This window comes from Synechococcus sp. TAK9802 (assembly GCF_014279535.1).
Lineage (GTDB): Bacteria > Cyanobacteriota > Cyanobacteriia > PCC-6307 > Cyanobiaceae > Parasynechococcus.
Window position 1 is genome coordinate 900,848 of record NZ_CP047937.1, and the last position, 15,595, is coordinate 916,442.

Here is a 15,595-nt window from a genome sequence, read left to right on the forward strand (position 1 = left end):
GCAAATGGCTCGACACATTGTCATGCGGGCGCTTTGCGGAAATTGGTTGAATACGGGAACCGGTAGCCAAGCTCCATTTCCTCCAGCTGCTCCTCGGCGAGGTAGAGGCTGCGCGTGAAGAAGCACACGTTCTCGCTGTCGCACACCAGAAATTTGCCGGCTTCGATTTTTTGGATGGATGAGCCGCGCGGAGTCTGTGCGATCAAGTCTGCTTGAGCCATGGAGCGTTCTGGCAACTCTCCCCTGTCATGGCTTTCATCGTTTTCGTTTGGTCGTTACAACGCTCACACTTCGACAATGTGATTCCTCAAGTTTCTTGGTAACAATAGATACTCGGGTTAAGCGATAAAAAGAATCTTTCGCGCCAGCCCAAAAATGGGCTATTTACGGTCTCGGTTGATAACGATGCGATGAAGTGGCTGCTCTCGAAGCTCGGTTTACTCAAGCAGCACAAAAAGACCCAGGATCTCCAGGACGATCTCTCGTTTTTTAAGACCTCGCTTCAGGCCAATGCCATTGCATGTCAATGGCTTCTGAGAAAGCAAACTCAGTTCTTGCTGAGTCAGAGCAAGGGGGCAGCATTAATGATCAGAATTAGGGATGCATCCGGTGATGGCACGGTTGCGAGCAAGTTGGTGGAGCTCAGCCTCAAGGCAACGCAAGCACAGATTGAAGCCCCATCTGCAAGCGGGCAGATGCTTCTTGAACTTGGTTATCGCACGGTTGGTGGTGACTTCATCACGCTTGAGTATTCCTTCATTGACCTAGGACCCAAAAAAATTGTGCAGCCAGAGTTGACAAATTGGTTCAGCAATGAATCGGACAATATTCACCAAGACATGTACGACTTGGCGACCAAAGGAAGCGCTCTTGGTGGATCTGAAGTTATGCCCCTCGGCCGGTGAAAACCACGACGATGGTTGTTGCGTAGATCCTCTCCGGTATAAGCGATCCCATTGATCCGTAATGCTCTCTTCTGTGACCGGAAAGCTGCCTGAACCAAAATCCAGAGCTTCGCCGTGTGACGACGTGCACCGGCGTTCGCCGCTGCACCAGCCCGTTCCTTGAGCCTTCAGATTTTGTCCCTGCCTCCTAGAACCACATTTGTACTCGTACAGCTGTACTAAAGCAAAGGTTATGATGGTTGATCGTGGGAGTAGTGTTTCGGCGCCCAAGTCGGATCCGTTCTTCCTGCACGTCAAGTCGGGGATGACCGTGATCGTCACCGACACGGACGGGGCCTGGCGAATGGCAGATGCGATTTGGGTCGATGGTGGTGCCAGGAACCCCAAGACTCCGATGTTGTTCCAAGTAGCCGATGTCGACACCGGCGTTATCAACTGGGTCACCGCCGATTTCGTCACCCACATCGTTCCAAGGGGCTGAAGCCCCCTTTTGGTACGGGACGAGGCGGATCAGGTCTCGGAATGCAAACAGCAGCTTTGCCAGAGAAAAACCATCTGACAATCAACTCCTGCTTCAAATGAACGTGGCGCGATTTCTGCTCAGGGACGGGAACAAGGTTGGTGCTGAGGTCTCACCAGAAGGGCTTGAGGTCTTCACTTACGAAGACCAGAAGGGGCAACTGATCCATGCTTTGGCCACGGTGAAAGCTGAAAGGGAGTTCCTCAGACAAGTCTCCTCGAAGCTGCTTCCCTTGTATGTCCGCATGGAGCAGGCCCTTGCCAGGGCCGTTGGGCGGAACTGAGACGAGCCGCAGATCTTCCCCAGGCGAAACCATCGGCCAGGTGACCGCTCGAAGTTGGTTCCGCCGCCCCTGAGTGGTTCGGGCCGTCCCGGGGCACTCCAGTCGTAGCCCTTTCGAGCCAGGCTGAGGCGTGCCACCTGCTATACGCTGGTCGTGTAAGCCGTACGCATAAATACTTAGTCGCTCTGTTAGGACTGGGCTACGTCATGAGAGGCGGAGGTCCCGGCATCGAACACCGGGACTTTTTCTTGGGCATCACCCACGGTTCGGCGGAAAAGCTTTGAACATGGACCAGGGCGTAGGGATACCGCCCCACCGCCTTCTTATCCACCGTCTTCTGCCCCAACGCCTTCTGGTGAGCGATCACGTAGAGGGACAAGTCACAGGCTGTCCATAGGTAACTTCCCTGTTTTTCGCCTTCTAGTCACGATGAAATTGTGAGGAAAACATCTCATGGGATGGAAACAAGGTCGCATCCCTGAGATTGTTTTGAGACCTCTGCCTTTGGCGGAGGTCTTTTTTATGGCTGCCCAGTTGTGAGAAGAGAGGTTTTCTTGTTGTCGAGCTTCAGGTATCAGCAACTACTGCAGCCAGTGTCAGCCCTGCTATTGTTGACTAACTGCAAAAAGTAAGTGACACTTGAAGAGCAATACATCACTCTGATGGATGCGGCTGGAAGGGTTGCAGATCAATGGTGTCGGGAAAAATTTATTCAGGAAGCAGATAATGTTTTGATGCACATCAATGCTCAAGTTCTGAAGAACAGGCAAGAGCTCAACACCATGTCTGCATAAGGCGGCAGCCGTTCAAAAAGTGAGTTCCCATTGGTAAGACGGGTTGTTGCTGGCTTGTGCCGATAAAACTGCCTATCGACTCGCCAAGGCTTGGAAGATCAGAGCCGCAAAAAGCGACCAAAGCACGGTGCTTGCGAAGCGGTGCTCCAATGCCAACCGACGGGACGTGCTCCTCATCAGTAGGTCCCGCGGAAAAACGTTGCAATGACTGAAGCAAGCGAGCAGGTAAACAACGCAAGCAGTGCGAACTCCATCAAGGTTGTGGTGTGGCCTGTTTCTGTCATGCCTCGGGTTGAAGCAGAGCTGTCGTAGCGGTCGGCACCAGAAAGCACCGGTAAGCGCTTCTACTCATAGCGGCGAGGAAATCCTGTCTTTTTCTTGGGTTGCTGACCACACCCATCGTTTTGTCGTGATGGCGACGACTTGTCGCTGAACCTCACGTCATCATTTGGGAGCTTCTTCGGTGAAGGGGCGATGCGTCGAACGTGGGGGTGCTTAGGGAACACCCCCTTTTTTTGGCAGTTCGTAAACGATGCCCACGGCACCGCCGACTGATTGAAGAGGGTGGTGTTGCTGGGATGCCAGCACCTTCGACGCATTCGTCCCCTTGTTGATGGGCGGCATTCCCTGCCGCCTTTTTTTTGCCTGTTGCCGACCAAACCATGGCCGGTGTCCACGACTTTTTCCGACGGTTCTCCCACTCCCTTTACGAGTTATCTGGAGCAAAGTGGATTTGTCGTCAAACGAGGGACACCGGCCCCTGGAGGTGAGATCTCCAGGGGTTTTCTGTAACTCCTTGCACCAGGTAGAGAACCTCCTGCCAGGGGTCCGGCGCACCAAATGCTGGCTATGCAGCGATGTCTTGATCGATGTAGTCCAGAAAATGAATCACTCTTCTTTCCTTCTTCGCTAGCAAAGCTTCCTTGGCAAGAGTCAGCAGCTGATTCTCTCGGGCTTTGATGGCGGTTCTCCACCGTTTGGGTTTGGGATTGGTCACACGGAAGGGCCCTGAGAGTGGAGAAGTCCTTGGAAGCACAAGTCTTTTCAAGCGCACGATGATAGGGGTCACAAATGAAAACCGCCAAGATGCTTGATGGTTGTTGATACAGGTTCGTTCAGATACCGTTTATTTGTATCAAGCTGAACTCGCAGTTTGGCTGCATCAACAAGAGAAATCGCTTCAAGCCTGAAACCATTTCTCGATAACCCAGTGGGGAGCCGCAGGGGAACAGGGCCTACGGCAAAGCACCGCAGTGATTTGTTGCCCAGTTGAAACCGGGAGCGGTTTGAGCCACAACTGGTTTGTCGCAGCAAGTCAGGTGGGTTTCAGCACTGAGCAACGCAAAGCGGAAACCACGAGCTCCACTCGCATTGCAGCCGGACTCATCCTCGGGATGGCTTGTTTCGCTGCGGTGCTCACCGGAGGAATCTTTGTCGGACAGACCATCAGTGAGGCGCTGAGCACGCTCCAGACCATCACCCCAGTTGAGGTTGACCCGCTTCGCTGAGGTTTTGGAGCTGATCAGGCTTCAACGTCAGCCTTGTCATCGGCGTTGTGGTGAGCCTCAACTGATGTGACCTCGGCTGATTTGCTGCGAGGGCAGTCGCCAGCGTTGGCGGCACCAATAAACACAACCACCGCCATGATCGCGACGATCACGGAGCCGCCTACAAAAGCGAGGTTCGGACCTTTCACGCCAGGTGTATGCCAGTAATCGGGCGACCCTAGTGCTGAATTCAGACCTTTGGGGCGATGTGGGTGGCACGGTCAGTGTTCACCCACGAGGTGGCCTTTATTGATCCTTGTTTTCTTTGTATCTGGGCAGGTCGGTTGGCTGAGCCAGCACATAAACGACGGCAGCAGAGATCACCACGGTGACCACGATGAGAGCGGTGATAGCTGCTGAGTAGTCGTTCACTGAAGTCTCTCCAAAAAGAAAGGTTAGGGCTGACGCTTTGCTGGTTGCGTCACGTGCCCGAAAGGGCCTGGCTGTGGATCGTGGTCATCGTGTTGTTCAGATCACCCACATCCCGAAGCCCTTCGGCACTGAACCAGGGTGCGTTCTCCCAGCTGAAGCCTTCACCAAAAGTGTTGTCGGGTGCCGTGACGTACCAGTGACAGTCCACATCCGGCGTATCAACGGAGCACTGCGACCAGTCCGGCTGCCACTGCGGCACCTGAACCCACATCACTGCTGTAAACACAAGGGAGAACAAAGCTTTGAGCATCGACCTGGGGCTACTTATTGAAACTTTACACGAATTGGTCTCAGAATTGGAATTGTCACTATCATCACGGATCACGCCCGGATGGCTGAAGCGAGAACGCGCTTCGGTAGTTGGTGACTCGATTTCAATCGGTTGAGAGGGGATACAACCGAAGTGCCGTGCTGTGCGTTCGAGGGCACACCGGTGGCGGAATCGCATCCCTCATCGCTCGACGCGATGTGATTCCGTCGTGTGTACCCAACGTTTACACCCAACTTGTGCATTCAAATCTGATCGACGTTCAAGGCCAAAGAACAACTTTGGAGAGTGTTGGCACCAGGCTTCGCGTCATCAACTGAAGACGTGATCCCAAAGCTGGCCTGTCGATCGAGGCCAAGCGGCCGCAGCCTCATCAAGCTGCGTGTCCTCCATGCTCCAAACGATGTACTGCGTTGAGCGAAGCGATGGGCCCGACCAATGGGTACAAGAACAGTGCTTCAAAACTGAGTTCAAGGCGTTCGTGAATGCACGCGCCAAGTCGCTTGCTTTCACGAACGTCTATCGCGTCATCTATCAAAGCCCTGGGCTCACAGGCGAAGTGGTGAGGGTTGCGAAAGGAAAGGCGCTTTTGAATTCCGATGACCGCCTGGTTGGTTAAGCCGGTCAACTCCTCTTCAGCGCAGCCAGGGCGATTGCGTCACCTCCAGGGTGAACTCACCCGTGCGGGTGAAACGCAGCGGGATGGAGTTGATGCGGATGTAGGTCTCCCCTTGCTCGGCAGCCAGAAAGCTGAACTCATGCTCAGCACTGTTCACCATCACGTTGCCGCCGCGCTGCATGAAGTCGCAGCGGAAGGTTTCCACGCTGGTGATGTTGCCGTCGTAGCTGAGCAGCCGGCAGGTTGAGGCAACGATCTCAGCGCTTGCCGGAATGGCTGTGGCGACGGCGAGGCCTGTCGCGGCGAGGCTGGTTCGAATCCAAATCATCGGAGCACCCCGCAGTGCATTGCGTTCGATTCGTTCTCTCACTCTGCTGCCTCAATCCTTCCCAGGCCGGTGATGTTGGGAGACTCGCAAGATTCTCTTAAGCATTGCGGGGCGCGCCTGCGACTGATCTGCGCGATAGTTAATTGACGCGAAAGGGCCGCGAGACCACGACGCGAGATCTGAATAAGAGGAAACTTCAATGAGCAGGAGAGGTATTCATCCCCTCTTGATGGGCATGGACAAACCCGAGCGCAAGCCCGTGGAGCCTTCAAAGGGGAACGATTTGTCCGGCAACGAATCCGCTCAACGCAAGCGGTTCATCCGATCGGAAGAAGAAGATTCAGGCAACCAGCAGGCTGCTTGATCAATTCATTGACAAGTGATTAGAGCGCGGTTGAGACCGTTCATCTGCGCGATCCATCAACCGCTCTTCCTCAGGTGTGAGCGGTTTTTTGTTTGTGTAAAGGAATGGGTTAAGTACCTATTGATTCTGGAGGGGAGAGGAGTAGAGATAAGTCAGCGACAAGGAGAGAGATGGTCACGATCTGTTCAGGTTTTTTCGATCTCTGCATTCCCCTCAATGCATTTGACAAGATGCAGCAAGTGCAGGCTGACGAACCCAAGCAAGCGATGAAATCTCAGCACGATCTGTACTGGGAGGAGCGTTGCGACACCTCGCCGACTGCGCCTGGCTGCAAGATCTACGACGACTGAGCCCAGTACGTCGTCGTTGACGTCATCAAGGCAACGCAATCGATCCTCTTTGGTTCAAGCAACCACACCTGGCTGATCTGCCTGGTTTTGTTGTTGCAATCTTCTTTCTCCCTGCGTCTTATCTGCGGGGAGAAGGGGCTCTGCTGTGGTGATTTTTTAGGTCACGACCTTGATGAGTTTTTAACACCAATTGATCCATCAATGGTGAAGTTCAATGAAAGACAAAATTGTTGTTCTCGATACGAATGTGCTGCTCCACGATCCTGAGGCGCCGCACCGCTTTGGGGATCTCAGGGTTGTGATCCCCATGCAAGTGGTTGAAGAAATCGATCGCTTCAAAAAGGATCACTCCGAAAAAGGCCGCAATGCTCGGCGCATTTCAAGGCTCCTGGATTCCTACCGAGCCCGCGGAAGCCTTGCCGATGGCGTTCCGATTGAGGGCACGAATCACGGCATGCTGCAGGTGATTTTCTGTCAGGCCCAAGCTCTCAACGCCTTGCCGGCAGAACTGCAGGGGGGCGGCGGCGACAACAACATCCTTGCGGTGGCCCTCGAGCAGATGCGATGCAGCGGGCTGACGCAGGCCCCCGAGGTAGTGCTGATCAGCAAAGACATCAACCTCCGCATCAAGGCTGATGCGGTGGGCCTGCAGGCCGAGGACTACGTCAACGACAACGTCTCGATCGACGATCTCTACGCAGGGTTCCGTGAACTCAGCACCGATGCGGAGACGATCAAAACCCTGCATGACGAGGATCAGCTGCCCCTGGAGGCTGTCATTAACTCTGAGGAGCAGCATCTCCAGGCCAATGAAGGCGTGGTGCTGGTGGATAAGCGCAACGACAGCCACTCCCTGCTGGCCCGGCATCAAGGCAACAGCAACACCATCAAGCCACTGCACTGGCTGAACCGCGCCCATTTGGGCCGGATCAAGGCGAGAAACCGCGAGCAAAACTTCGCGCTGGATCTGCTGCTCGATCCCTCCGTCGCTCTGGTGACTCTGGTGGGCAAGGCCGGCACGGGCAAAACGCTGCTAGCCATCGCTGCTGGTTTGCACCAGGTGGCCGACACCCATCACTACGCCCGCCTGTTGGTGACGCGCCCACCGATCTCCCTCGGTAAAGACATCGGCTACCTGCCGGGCACGCTTGAGGAGAAACTCGGCCCCTGGATGAAGCCGATCATCGACAACATCGACTTCATCACCGGTTCGTCTCCCGGCGGGGATGCTGAGCAGACGAAGAAACAGCGGCAGCGCGAACCACGCAACTCCTGGGCCGACCTGCAAGGCATGGGCTTGCTTGAGGTGGAAGCGATCAACACCATCCGCGGCCGATCGATTCCCAATCAGTTCCTGGTGGTGGATGAGGCGCAGAACCTCACGCCCCTGGAAGTGAAAACGATCGTGACGCGGGTGGGTGAAGGAACCAAGGTTGTCTTCACCGGTGACCCATATCAAATCGACAATCCCTATGTGGATGCCGAAAGCAATGGACTCACCTGGCTGGTGGAAAAGCTCAAAGGTCAGCCCCTGGTGGGCCACATGACCCTCACCAAGGGAGAGCGCAGTGAACTGGCTGAACTGGCCGCCAACATCCTCTGACGCAAGACGACATCGCCGATACCGCCGACATCGCTAAGACCAATGACTGTTGAACACATGACCCAATTCCCAAGTACTGCATCGCCTGAGCAAGCCAACCTGGACGCGATTCTGAAGTCCCCCACCTACAGAATTGCCCATGAAGATCCCGACTTGCTGAACAGCAATGCCATGCGTGGTGTGCGCATGCTGCTTGAAATCACCAAACCGGATCTGCATCTGGAAACAGCTGGAATCGAATCGACGATCATTGTTTTTGGTGGGGCCAGGATCGTCGAGAGCGACACTGCTGCCGCGAAGCTGGCGCAAGCCGAGCAACGGCTCAGTGAAACTCCAAGCTCACCGGTGTTGAAGCGACAAGTCGCCCATGCACAACAGCTCGTGGAGTTGTCTCGTTTTTACGATGCAGCCCGGGAATTCGCCTCATTGGCGTCCCGGCATGGTCAGTGCAACAGGGAACAACCCCACGATTGCTCATCCCATGTGATCGTGACCGGTGGCGGGCCTGGAATCATGGAAGCCGCCAATCGGGGTGCCTTTGAGGCCGGCTGCCGCTCGATTGGGCTGAATATCACCCTTCCGTTTGAGCAACATCCCAATCCCTACATCACCCCTGATCTCTGCTTCAAGTTCAACTACTTCTCACTACGCAAATTCCATTTTGTGATGCGCTCGATTGGCGCCATCCTCTTCCCGGGTGGCTTCGGCACGCTCGATGAACTGTTTGAGCTGCTCACCCTGCGGCAAGTGGGCACTAAGGGCAGCATGCCCATCGTTCTGTTTGGAACAGACTTCTGGAAGAGGCTGGTGGATTTCGACTATCTCGCCGAGACGGGCTTGATCTCAGATGAAGACCTCGATCTGATTCATTTCTCAGATTCAGCGGACGAGGCCTGGGAGTTCATCCGCAGCCGAACGCAGGCCGAGCCTGAGGCGAGATGAGCAGGCCCAGCTTCCCGATCAAGCGGATGGCTGGTTGTGCTGGCGCAGTTTCTTGAGTTGATCTTCGATCTGAAAGCGCAGCTGCCTCAGGTTTTCAACATTGATCTGGTGTTCGCCGGAACTCCAGTGCTGCGGGTTGGCGACACGGATCTCCAGCTCGCGCAGGCGGGAGCGATCAGATTGCATGGCGAACTCCACGGCCGGATCAAGTCTGTTGCCGCAGCTGCTGCCACTACATGAGTTTTTCTACCGACTAAAGGAAAGCGACTGATTTGCTTCGGAAGTGGACTCAGATGGATCCTGATTCGAGCAGGTGGTCCATCAAGGCCGCATAGAGCTGGGTCTTCATGTTCAAGAGGCAGGCTTGTTCGTTGGCATCACCACCGGGCCAGTTGGCGTAGGCCTCCGATACAGCCCGGTGTAGAAGACGCAAGGCATCCATTTCCACCGAGATGGTGGTGATCATTTGGTTGTCTTCCATCGTCGTAAGTCGTTAGCAACGAAATCAGCTGACTTCAGAGGCCCTGGGACTGCTGGCGCACGATCCAGGCTGAGGCGGCTTGTTGTTGTTTCCAGGCCACCAGGAGGTCTTTGGCAATGCTTTTAAGAGCCGCAAGATCGTCCGAGTTATCGATCTCCCTTGAGAATTTTTCGATTTCAAATTTCTGGCCCAGAGTCAACGCGATGGGTTCCATTGGCTTGTGACTTTGTGAGCGGAACGTACCCGAGAACTTTTGAGGCTGCAAATGGAAAACGTAGTAGTTGCAACCGATTTGAGGAAAGAATGCTCAACTCAATGCATTGCTTGCATTACAGAACATTTCTGAATGCCGCTGATCGCTCGGATCGCAAAGGCTAATGGCCTTAGAAAGCATGTACAGGCCTGGAGCTGATGCATTTCTCCTGGGAAAAACATCTGGAATTGTCCAGGAATGTAGCTGTTGCCTCAGACAAAAATCAGGGCATGGCCCTTGCCCTTATGGGTGTTGCTCTCACCATGTTGGCCACTGATCTTCTGGCCCATGAATTGAAGGCCTCGGTCTTGCCGTCCTCCAGGGCTTGATTCAGAGGAAGTCCATCTCGTCTTCATTGTTGTCGTCTTCCCTCGATTGAATCCAGAGGGCTGAAAGCGGAAAGATGAAGCAGCCGGCAATCAGGAATTCCATGGGCTTTAGACTCGATTGCAGCCACGATCTGTTGGATTCCAACGAGAAGCTGTATCAACCGCTGTCGTGTTTTGTCGATTTGGTTGCCGATCAATCCGTTTGATCGCGTTGAGTGTTTGTGCCTAATCAGCCGATGCTGATCAAGGTGACACCGGCCATAAACAGCAGAACAGACAACACCAGCAAGCCACTGTTCATCGGTTGCTGGCGCGTTTGATGGATTCCATCCCCAGGCGAGCAGCTCTGCGCCCCAGATCAACAGCTGCTTGAGCTCCGCTTTTGATCACATCCTTGGCGGTGCTGCGGACCCGGCGGGGACTGCGTTGCATGGCATCGGGCCAGGATCCTTCCGGCCAGCGCGGCACACGGCGACCAACACGGTCACCGAGTTGAAGCAGGGATCGACGCAGCCGGCTGGCCACAGCTTTGAAGCAACAGCATCAATGTGCTGGCTCCACATCAATGCTGTTGTGCCAAATGACACGAAGGGGGGCTGGCGCCCACTTCGTTGCTTTAAATCCATCAATTGAGGGATATGGCAACACAGATGTCTCCCCCAACTGAGGGATGTGGAATTCATTGGCTTGTTGCTCAATAAAGGGGTGCGCTGCCGGTTTGCATGTCTCCTCTGTATGACCTGATTCTTCAGCGCAAAGAGGAGCTGCAGACCGAAACGGTGCAGGTGGCGGATGCCCTCCAGGCCTGGCGCCTGGGGCGTGAGCGCTATCCCCACTGCATCCGCGGTGTTGTGCGTCGGGATGCGGGGCGTGATGGCTCCGCAGCTGAGCCATCCAAACGCCGCTAAAAGAGGGGCATCCGAAAAGCCTGGGATAGAGCTGCGGCTCGAGTCGCGTGCGTTGAACGAAGCCATCGAAGCGACGGCGCAGTTTTTCAAGACCCAGCGGGTGGTGGCCTGCTGCGGTGATCGCCTGTTCGGTGATCACGGTCGTGATTTCGCTCCCGTTGCCAACGTCCGATCCATAGGGTCTCGGCGTTGCTTATTTGTGATGTCCGAGGAAACCACCAACCAGCAGGCCTGCGGCGGCAAGAAGCGGGCGATGCTCGCCTATGGCCTGGTTCAGATCTCCGCCACCGTGGTGTCGGCTGTGTCGTTGGCGGCCATTGCCGTGGGTCTGTGCGCCGTGAAGCAGGAGAGCCGCCTGTTCAACGGCTGCGTCGAAACCGTTGTGGCCGAGGGCCGCTCCCAAGCCGAAGCCGTTCGCACCTGCAACGGCGGCTGATCCCGTCAGAACTTCAGTTCCGGTCTGGCTTTTCAGCCATTTCAAGTTGTGGGGATCAAGTTGCAGTCAGCGGCTTTGATTGCGCCATGTAACGCTCACTTTGAACTATTTATAAGTTCATCAGCGCGCATGAAGTCATCGCCATAACTTGAACTGAATTTCATTGGTTCCTCGGATGCCAGCTCTGAAGTACAAGCGGGATTTCACCCACGATCAGCGGGTGTCCTTCGCGTTTGCGAACTCCGCGACTGCCACCAAGAGCGCCAGCTCCAACGCTGGCAAAGCTGCATCCAGCAACGCTGAATACAAGCAGAACCAATGCGCCTCGATGGGCATCGGCATGGGTCCTCGGATCCATGAGGTCTGCCCATTCGGAGCGGTGAATCACTCCTATGCCGCCACCGGCAGCTCGGCCCTGGAAACCGCCATCGCCGCGGCCTACAAGCAGGTGTTCGGCAACATCGGCATCTCCGACAGCCAGCGTCTCACCTCCCTGGAAGCCTTCCTCTGCGATGGCCGCATCAACGTTCAGGGCTTCATGGGTGGCCTGGTCAAGTCTGAGCTCTACAAGCAGAAGTTCTTTCACGCCGTGTCGCCAATGCGCGGCATCGAGCTCACCACCAAGCACCTGCTGGGCCGTCCTCCGGTGAGTCAGCAGGAAATCAGCGCTGGCATCCAGCTGATTGCTGACCAGGGCTTCGACGCTTTCGTCGACAGCCTCACCCACTCCGAGGAGTACCTCGAGACCTTCGGCGCCGACACGGTTCCCTACCTGCGCGGCTTCAAGTCGGAAGCCCGGGCTGCCTGCTCCACCTTCGTGGGCATGGCTGACATCACCCCGGCCAATGCCAGTGCTGAGCACGTGATGTACACCGGCCCTCTGCTGGTGAAGCGCCTCACCAAAGACCTCAGCGGCTTCACTGCTGGCAGCGGTGCCTTCTCCGGCGATGGCAGCGGCTTCTCCTACACCAACGCCGTCAAGAACGCCCGCAACAGCGCCTACCGCCGCATGTATGGCGGCAAGTTCAACTACGGCAGCTATTGATTCTCTGCTTCAAGCAGCGATCAACCGATCAATGAACAGCAGGAGGGGCAACCCTCCTGCTTTTTTCATGGGTATTAGTACTCATTGAGAATCATCTTCATTTGCGTACAGTCCCCGAGTTCTTTGGCTTGTGGATGCATTACTTCGGGCTATTGGTGCATGAAAGCGGCCGGGTAACGCCCTTGTTTGGCACTGAAGTTCTTGAAGTTGCCGTTTCCAAATTCTTTGAATGTTGTCTGAGAGCGGGATACAAGCCCACCGACGTTCATCTGCGTCTGATCAAATCGGCATCCCCGCAATTTCCGGCTGAGATCTGTTTGGATAAAAACCTGTTGGTCTCGGGCTACAACCTGCAGGTGGAAAATTATCAATAACCTGCCGATGGTTTCGCTGCGGCTGGGTGAAGCGGATGACATCTTGGGGATTAACCCCGCCTGATGCTTGTGGCCAGCCCCGCTGACGCCGACGCCAACCTCAAGCGGGCCCTCGAGCAGCTCAATGAGAACGAGGCGGCCGTGGCCGAGGCGATCAATGAAGCCCGCGCCGAGCATGCCCGCAGTGAACCGCCCCTCACCGGGCCGGCCCTACTCGAGCGGATTGATCAGCTGGCCAGCCAGCGTTCTCTCGACAGCCAGGACGCCGCGATTCTTTGCCATTGGCCCGATGCCGCCTCCATCGGCCAGGCCTGGTTCGAGCTCAAGCACCCCGGCAAGAGCGTGCCCAGCCCGATGCTGGTGCTCGACGCCTACCTCGTTGGCGCCCCACCTTTTCTCAGCAAGGCCCAGCGCGATCTGGTGGGCGATTGGTACCGCAGCAAGGTGAGCTCTAATCCCGAATACACCGATGCCGTCACCGGAGCGGCCAAGGCCTTCGTGCTGATCGGTGATCTCAACGCCAGTGCCGCCGGCATGGCCTGGCAGACGATCATTCCCGATCTGCTCGAGCAGGGGCACGATCTGGAGTTCAACGTCACCAAAGAACAGGTGACGGCTGCGGCCGCCCGCTGGATTGTTGCGGTGGCCGACACCTTCGCGCCACCATCGCTGGATTGATGCGAGCGATCGATGGGTCTGCAGCTGGTTTCCGCCGACTACCTCCACGAGGACGGCATCACCTACCGGATCCGCCGCGACAGCCTTGAGCAGGACTTCACGATTGAGGAGAAGCGCGACGGCGCCTGGGTGGATTGCGGCCTGGATCAGGCGGTGAAGGATGTGAACTTCGCCGAGTTCAAGCGCCTCGGCCTGCTGATCAAGAAGGTGATGGATGCCGATCAGTGGCTGGCCTGAGCGGCCCTGAATCGCAGCTGCCGGCCGGCCGCGCCAGGATGTAACGAATTCGTTACACATTTCTCATGACCGTCGGAGAAATCTTCCTGGAGAGCCTCTCCACCGGGGTGATCACTGAGCACGAGGTGAACTGGCTGGCTTCGCATCAGACCAGCTTTGATCGGCCGGAGGAAGCCGCCGCCATCCGGCTTGGACGCCTGATGGACCAAGGCCAGATCAACCTCGGCTGCCGCCTGCCGGAGCCGATGCTGCGCCACCAGGAAGTGCTGGTGGACTGGATCGAACCCCTCGGCCGTCGTCGTCGCAGTAACCATCACCGCGCGGTGGCCTGAACCAGCAATCCTTCCTTGGGTGTGGGGCTGGGGATCAGCTGCAGCGCCAGGTCTTGATCCGGCTGCAGCTGCAGCTCCACCGCCTGCAGCAGTCCCACCGCCATCAGGCGGATTTCCAGTTCCGCCAGGGCCTTGCCCAGGCAGACCCGTTCGCCGCCACCGAAGGGCAGCAGGGTCTGCTTGAACGATCCATCCAGGTGGCGTTGCGGCCGGAATGCCGCCAGATCCTCGTCATCACCGGCTGACGTCGGGCTCAGCACCACCTGAATCACGCTGCCTTCGGGAACGGCAACCCCCGCTAGTTCGATCGGCGCCAGGCTGCGCCGGAAAAAGCCTCCCACCGGCGGCGTCAGCCGCATCACCTCCAGCACTGTTGCGTCCAACCGTGCTGATGACGCCTCGCTCGCCAACCCATCGCGCAACCAATGCTCCACCTCGGGGTTGAGCAGCAGCGCCCGGAACAGGCAGCTCAGAGATGAGGCCGTTGTCTCGTAGCCGGCGAACAGCAAGAGCAGCAGCTGTTCGGCCAGATCGTCATCGTCCAGAGGCATGCCGGCTTCATCCAAGCCGCCGCTCAGCAGATCAAGCCCGCCTTGGTTGGTGCCCGCCTGGAGCACGCCTTTGATCCGCTTCAGCAGCCGTTGGCGTGCCGCCATCGCCTTGGCGAAGGGGGTGCCGGGAATCGCCAGCGGAATTGAGAACAGGGCCCGGGTCCAGATCTCGAAGTCGGCGAACAGGGCATCACTGCTGGCGCCATCCAGCCCCAGCACCGTGGTGGCGATCACGGCAAAGGCGAAGCGCCGCATCCGTGCCGCCAGCGGCAATGGTGTGGTGGTGGTGATCAGCTCCTGGCAGAGCTCCGCCACCATCTGCTCGATCGACGGGGTGTAGCGCGCCAGTGCTGCGCTGGAGAACAGTTGCCCCACCACCCGGCGCCGGGCTTTGTGCCCCGGGCCACTGCGGTTGGCCAGCGATCGGCTGCCCAGCAGTTGCCGCACGCTTTCGGGCCACCAGCCCTGCAAGGCATCCCCCTGCCCCAGCAGGTCGCCGATGGCCCGTTCGCCGCGGATGAACACCATCCGCTGGGCCAGCAGCTTGGTTTCGAACACATCGCCGTGGGTCTCAAAGCGCCGCTGGGCGAAATCCGCCTGGGTGAAGAAGGCCAGGGTTTCCCCCAGTCCGCTCACGGCGCCTGTGCTGGGGAGGGGGGTGGTGGCCATCTCAGCTCGGCGTGAGCTGACGTTCTAGGGCTGACAGTGCTGCAGACGCTGGCTATCTCAACGGGTGTGCTGTGCGTTCTCCGTGGAACTCAAGTCTCTGCTGTTTGTGCTGATCGCTCATCTGATCAGCGCCGGCCTCTCGAAAACCGTTGCCGCCCAGAAGGCGCGCAACAGCAACCGCTGGGCTGTTGCGGGTTTTCTGTTTGGGCCGTTGGGTCTGATTGCCGCCGTGGGCATGCCGGACCGTCATCAGATTGTTTATCTCCGCTACCTGGCTGAGCAGCAGGGCTACCAACCCCGCCACGCCTGTGGTGGCCAGAAGGGCGAGACCGCCGCCTGAGTCTTCT

The 15,595-nt window shown here is 57.0% G+C and carries 24 protein-coding genes; 15 read left to right on the plus strand and 9 right to left on the minus strand.

Going from position 1 to position 15,595, the window contains the following annotated elements:
• Positions 1-20 precede the first annotated feature (20 nt).
• Positions 21-236, minus strand: a complete 216-nt coding sequence (locus SynTAK9802_RS05120; protein WP_244276013.1) for a hypothetical protein — start codon at positions 234-236, stop codon at positions 21-23.
• Positions 237-410: 174 nt separating this feature from the next.
• Between SynTAK9802_RS05120 and SynTAK9802_RS05125 the strand changes: the two genes are divergently transcribed.
• The 3 genes from SynTAK9802_RS05125 (at position 411) to SynTAK9802_RS05135 (ending at position 4,010) form a co-directional block, all read left to right on the plus strand.
• Positions 411-905: a hypothetical protein gene (locus tag SynTAK9802_RS05125; RefSeq protein WP_186497612.1), complete on the plus strand. Its 495-nt coding sequence runs from the start codon at positions 411-413 to the stop codon at positions 903-905.
• A gap of 232 nt (positions 906-1,137) precedes the next feature.
• Positions 1,138-1,386, plus strand: a complete 249-nt coding sequence (locus SynTAK9802_RS05130) for a DUF3104 domain-containing protein (protein WP_186497613.1) — start codon at positions 1,138-1,140, stop codon at positions 1,384-1,386.
• Positions 1,387-3,821: 2,435 nt separating this feature from the next.
• Positions 3,822-4,010: a hypothetical protein gene (locus SynTAK9802_RS05135; protein WP_186497614.1), complete on the plus strand. Its 189-nt coding sequence runs from the start codon at positions 3,822-3,824 to the stop codon at positions 4,008-4,010.
• A 14-nt stretch (positions 4,011-4,024) separates the two neighbouring features.
• Here SynTAK9802_RS05135 and SynTAK9802_RS12550 read toward each other — a convergent pair whose 3' ends face one another.
• Positions 4,025-4,147 carry a hypothetical protein gene (locus tag SynTAK9802_RS12550; protein WP_255487862.1) on the minus strand — a complete coding sequence of 41 codons (123 nt, stop codon included), beginning with the start codon at positions 4,145-4,147 and terminating at the stop codon, positions 4,025-4,027.
• A 323-nt stretch (positions 4,148-4,470) separates the two neighbouring features.
• Positions 4,471-4,731, minus strand: coding sequence for a hypothetical protein (locus SynTAK9802_RS05140; protein ID WP_186497616.1), 261 nt, complete (start codon positions 4,729-4,731; stop codon positions 4,471-4,473).
• Positions 4,732-5,131: 400 nt separating this feature from the next.
• Between SynTAK9802_RS05140 and SynTAK9802_RS05145 the strand changes: the two genes are divergently transcribed.
• Positions 5,132-5,368, plus strand: coding sequence for a hypothetical protein (locus SynTAK9802_RS05145; protein WP_186497618.1), 237 nt, complete (start codon positions 5,132-5,134; stop codon positions 5,366-5,368).
• A gap of 16 nt (positions 5,369-5,384) precedes the next feature.
• Here the strand turns inward: SynTAK9802_RS05145 and SynTAK9802_RS05150 are convergent, their stop codons facing one another.
• Positions 5,385-5,738 (minus strand): hypothetical protein, encoded by a 354-nt coding sequence (locus tag SynTAK9802_RS05150; protein ID WP_255487863.1) that lies wholly within the window; start codon positions 5,736-5,738, stop codon positions 5,385-5,387.
• Positions 5,739-5,931: 193 nt separating this feature from the next.
• On the opposite strand from SynTAK9802_RS05150, the gene SynTAK9802_RS12555 reads away from it, so the two are divergent.
• The 4 genes from SynTAK9802_RS12555 (at position 5,932) to SynTAK9802_RS05165 (ending at position 8,955) form a co-directional block, all read left to right on the plus strand.
• Positions 5,932-6,060, plus strand: coding sequence for a hypothetical protein (locus tag SynTAK9802_RS12555; RefSeq protein WP_255487864.1), 129 nt, complete (start codon positions 5,932-5,934; stop codon positions 6,058-6,060).
• Positions 6,061-6,230: 170 nt separating this feature from the next.
• Positions 6,231-6,410, plus strand: a complete 180-nt coding sequence (locus SynTAK9802_RS05155; RefSeq protein ID WP_186497620.1) for a hypothetical protein — start codon at positions 6,231-6,233, stop codon at positions 6,408-6,410.
• A 214-nt stretch (positions 6,411-6,624) separates the two neighbouring features.
• Entirely contained in the window at positions 6,625-8,013 is a 1,389-nt protein-coding gene (locus SynTAK9802_RS05160) for a PhoH family protein (protein ID WP_186497622.1), read from the plus strand.
• A 57-nt stretch (positions 8,014-8,070) separates the two neighbouring features.
• Positions 8,071-8,955: an LOG family protein gene (locus SynTAK9802_RS05165; RefSeq protein ID WP_255487865.1), complete on the plus strand. Its 885-nt coding sequence runs from the start codon at positions 8,071-8,073 to the stop codon at positions 8,953-8,955.
• Between the two features lie 18 nt (positions 8,956-8,973).
• Here the strand turns inward: SynTAK9802_RS05165 and SynTAK9802_RS05170 are convergent, their stop codons facing one another.
• From SynTAK9802_RS05170 to SynTAK9802_RS05185, 4 genes are all read right to left on the minus strand, one after another.
• Positions 8,974-9,141, minus strand: a complete 168-nt coding sequence (locus SynTAK9802_RS05170) for a hypothetical protein (protein WP_170951026.1) — start codon at positions 9,139-9,141, stop codon at positions 8,974-8,976.
• A gap of 103 nt (positions 9,142-9,244) precedes the next feature.
• Positions 9,245-9,421 (minus strand): hypothetical protein, encoded by a 177-nt coding sequence (locus tag SynTAK9802_RS05175; protein ID WP_186497626.1) that lies wholly within the window; start codon positions 9,419-9,421, stop codon positions 9,245-9,247.
• A 49-nt stretch (positions 9,422-9,470) separates the two neighbouring features.
• Complete coding sequence (locus SynTAK9802_RS05180) at positions 9,471-9,650, minus strand: hypothetical protein (protein WP_114989333.1); 180 nt, start codon at positions 9,648-9,650, stop codon at positions 9,471-9,473.
• Between the two features lie 665 nt (positions 9,651-10,315).
• Complete coding sequence (locus SynTAK9802_RS05185; protein WP_186497629.1) at positions 10,316-10,543, minus strand: hypothetical protein; 228 nt, start codon at positions 10,541-10,543, stop codon at positions 10,316-10,318.
• Positions 10,544-10,740: 197 nt separating this feature from the next.
• Here SynTAK9802_RS05185 and SynTAK9802_RS05190 point away from each other — a divergent pair, with 197 nt between their 5' ends.
• From SynTAK9802_RS05190 to SynTAK9802_RS05215, 6 genes are all read left to right on the plus strand, one after another.
• Positions 10,741-10,926 (plus strand): hypothetical protein, encoded by a 186-nt coding sequence (locus tag SynTAK9802_RS05190; RefSeq protein ID WP_186497631.1) that lies wholly within the window; start codon positions 10,741-10,743, stop codon positions 10,924-10,926.
• Positions 10,927-11,128: 202 nt separating this feature from the next.
• Positions 11,129-11,362, plus strand: coding sequence for a hypothetical protein (locus tag SynTAK9802_RS05195; RefSeq protein ID WP_186498040.1), 234 nt, complete (start codon positions 11,129-11,131; stop codon positions 11,360-11,362).
• A 175-nt stretch (positions 11,363-11,537) separates the two neighbouring features.
• Positions 11,538-12,407: a phycobilisome rod-core linker polypeptide gene (locus SynTAK9802_RS05200; RefSeq protein ID WP_186497633.1), complete on the plus strand. Its 870-nt coding sequence runs from the start codon at positions 11,538-11,540 to the stop codon at positions 12,405-12,407.
• Positions 12,408-12,844: 437 nt separating this feature from the next.
• Positions 12,845-13,459: a hypothetical protein gene (locus SynTAK9802_RS05205; RefSeq protein WP_255487866.1), complete on the plus strand. Its 615-nt coding sequence runs from the start codon at positions 12,845-12,847 to the stop codon at positions 13,457-13,459.
• Between the two features lie 12 nt (positions 13,460-13,471).
• Positions 13,472-13,696, plus strand: coding sequence for a hypothetical protein (locus tag SynTAK9802_RS05210; RefSeq protein WP_011364493.1), 225 nt, complete (start codon positions 13,472-13,474; stop codon positions 13,694-13,696).
• Between the two features lie 65 nt (positions 13,697-13,761).
• The gene (locus tag SynTAK9802_RS05215) at positions 13,762-14,028 is read left to right on the plus strand and encodes a hypothetical protein (RefSeq protein WP_186497637.1); all 267 of its coding nucleotides are present in this window, start codon (positions 13,762-13,764) and stop codon (positions 14,026-14,028) included.
• On the opposite strand, the gene SynTAK9802_RS05220 is transcribed toward SynTAK9802_RS05215, so the two are convergent.
• Positions 14,010-15,248 carry a cytochrome P450 gene (locus tag SynTAK9802_RS05220; RefSeq protein ID WP_186497638.1) on the minus strand — a complete coding sequence of 413 codons (1,239 nt, stop codon included), beginning with the start codon at positions 15,246-15,248 and terminating at the stop codon, positions 14,010-14,012. The genes SynTAK9802_RS05215 and SynTAK9802_RS05220 overlap by 19 nt on opposite strands.
• 82 nt (positions 15,249-15,330) lie before the next feature.
• Between SynTAK9802_RS05220 and SynTAK9802_RS05225 the strand changes: the two genes are divergently transcribed.
• Positions 15,331-15,588 carry a hypothetical protein gene (locus SynTAK9802_RS05225; protein ID WP_255487867.1) on the plus strand — a complete coding sequence of 86 codons (258 nt, stop codon included), beginning with the start codon at positions 15,331-15,333 and terminating at the stop codon, positions 15,586-15,588.
• Positions 15,589-15,595: the final 7 nt, after the last annotated feature.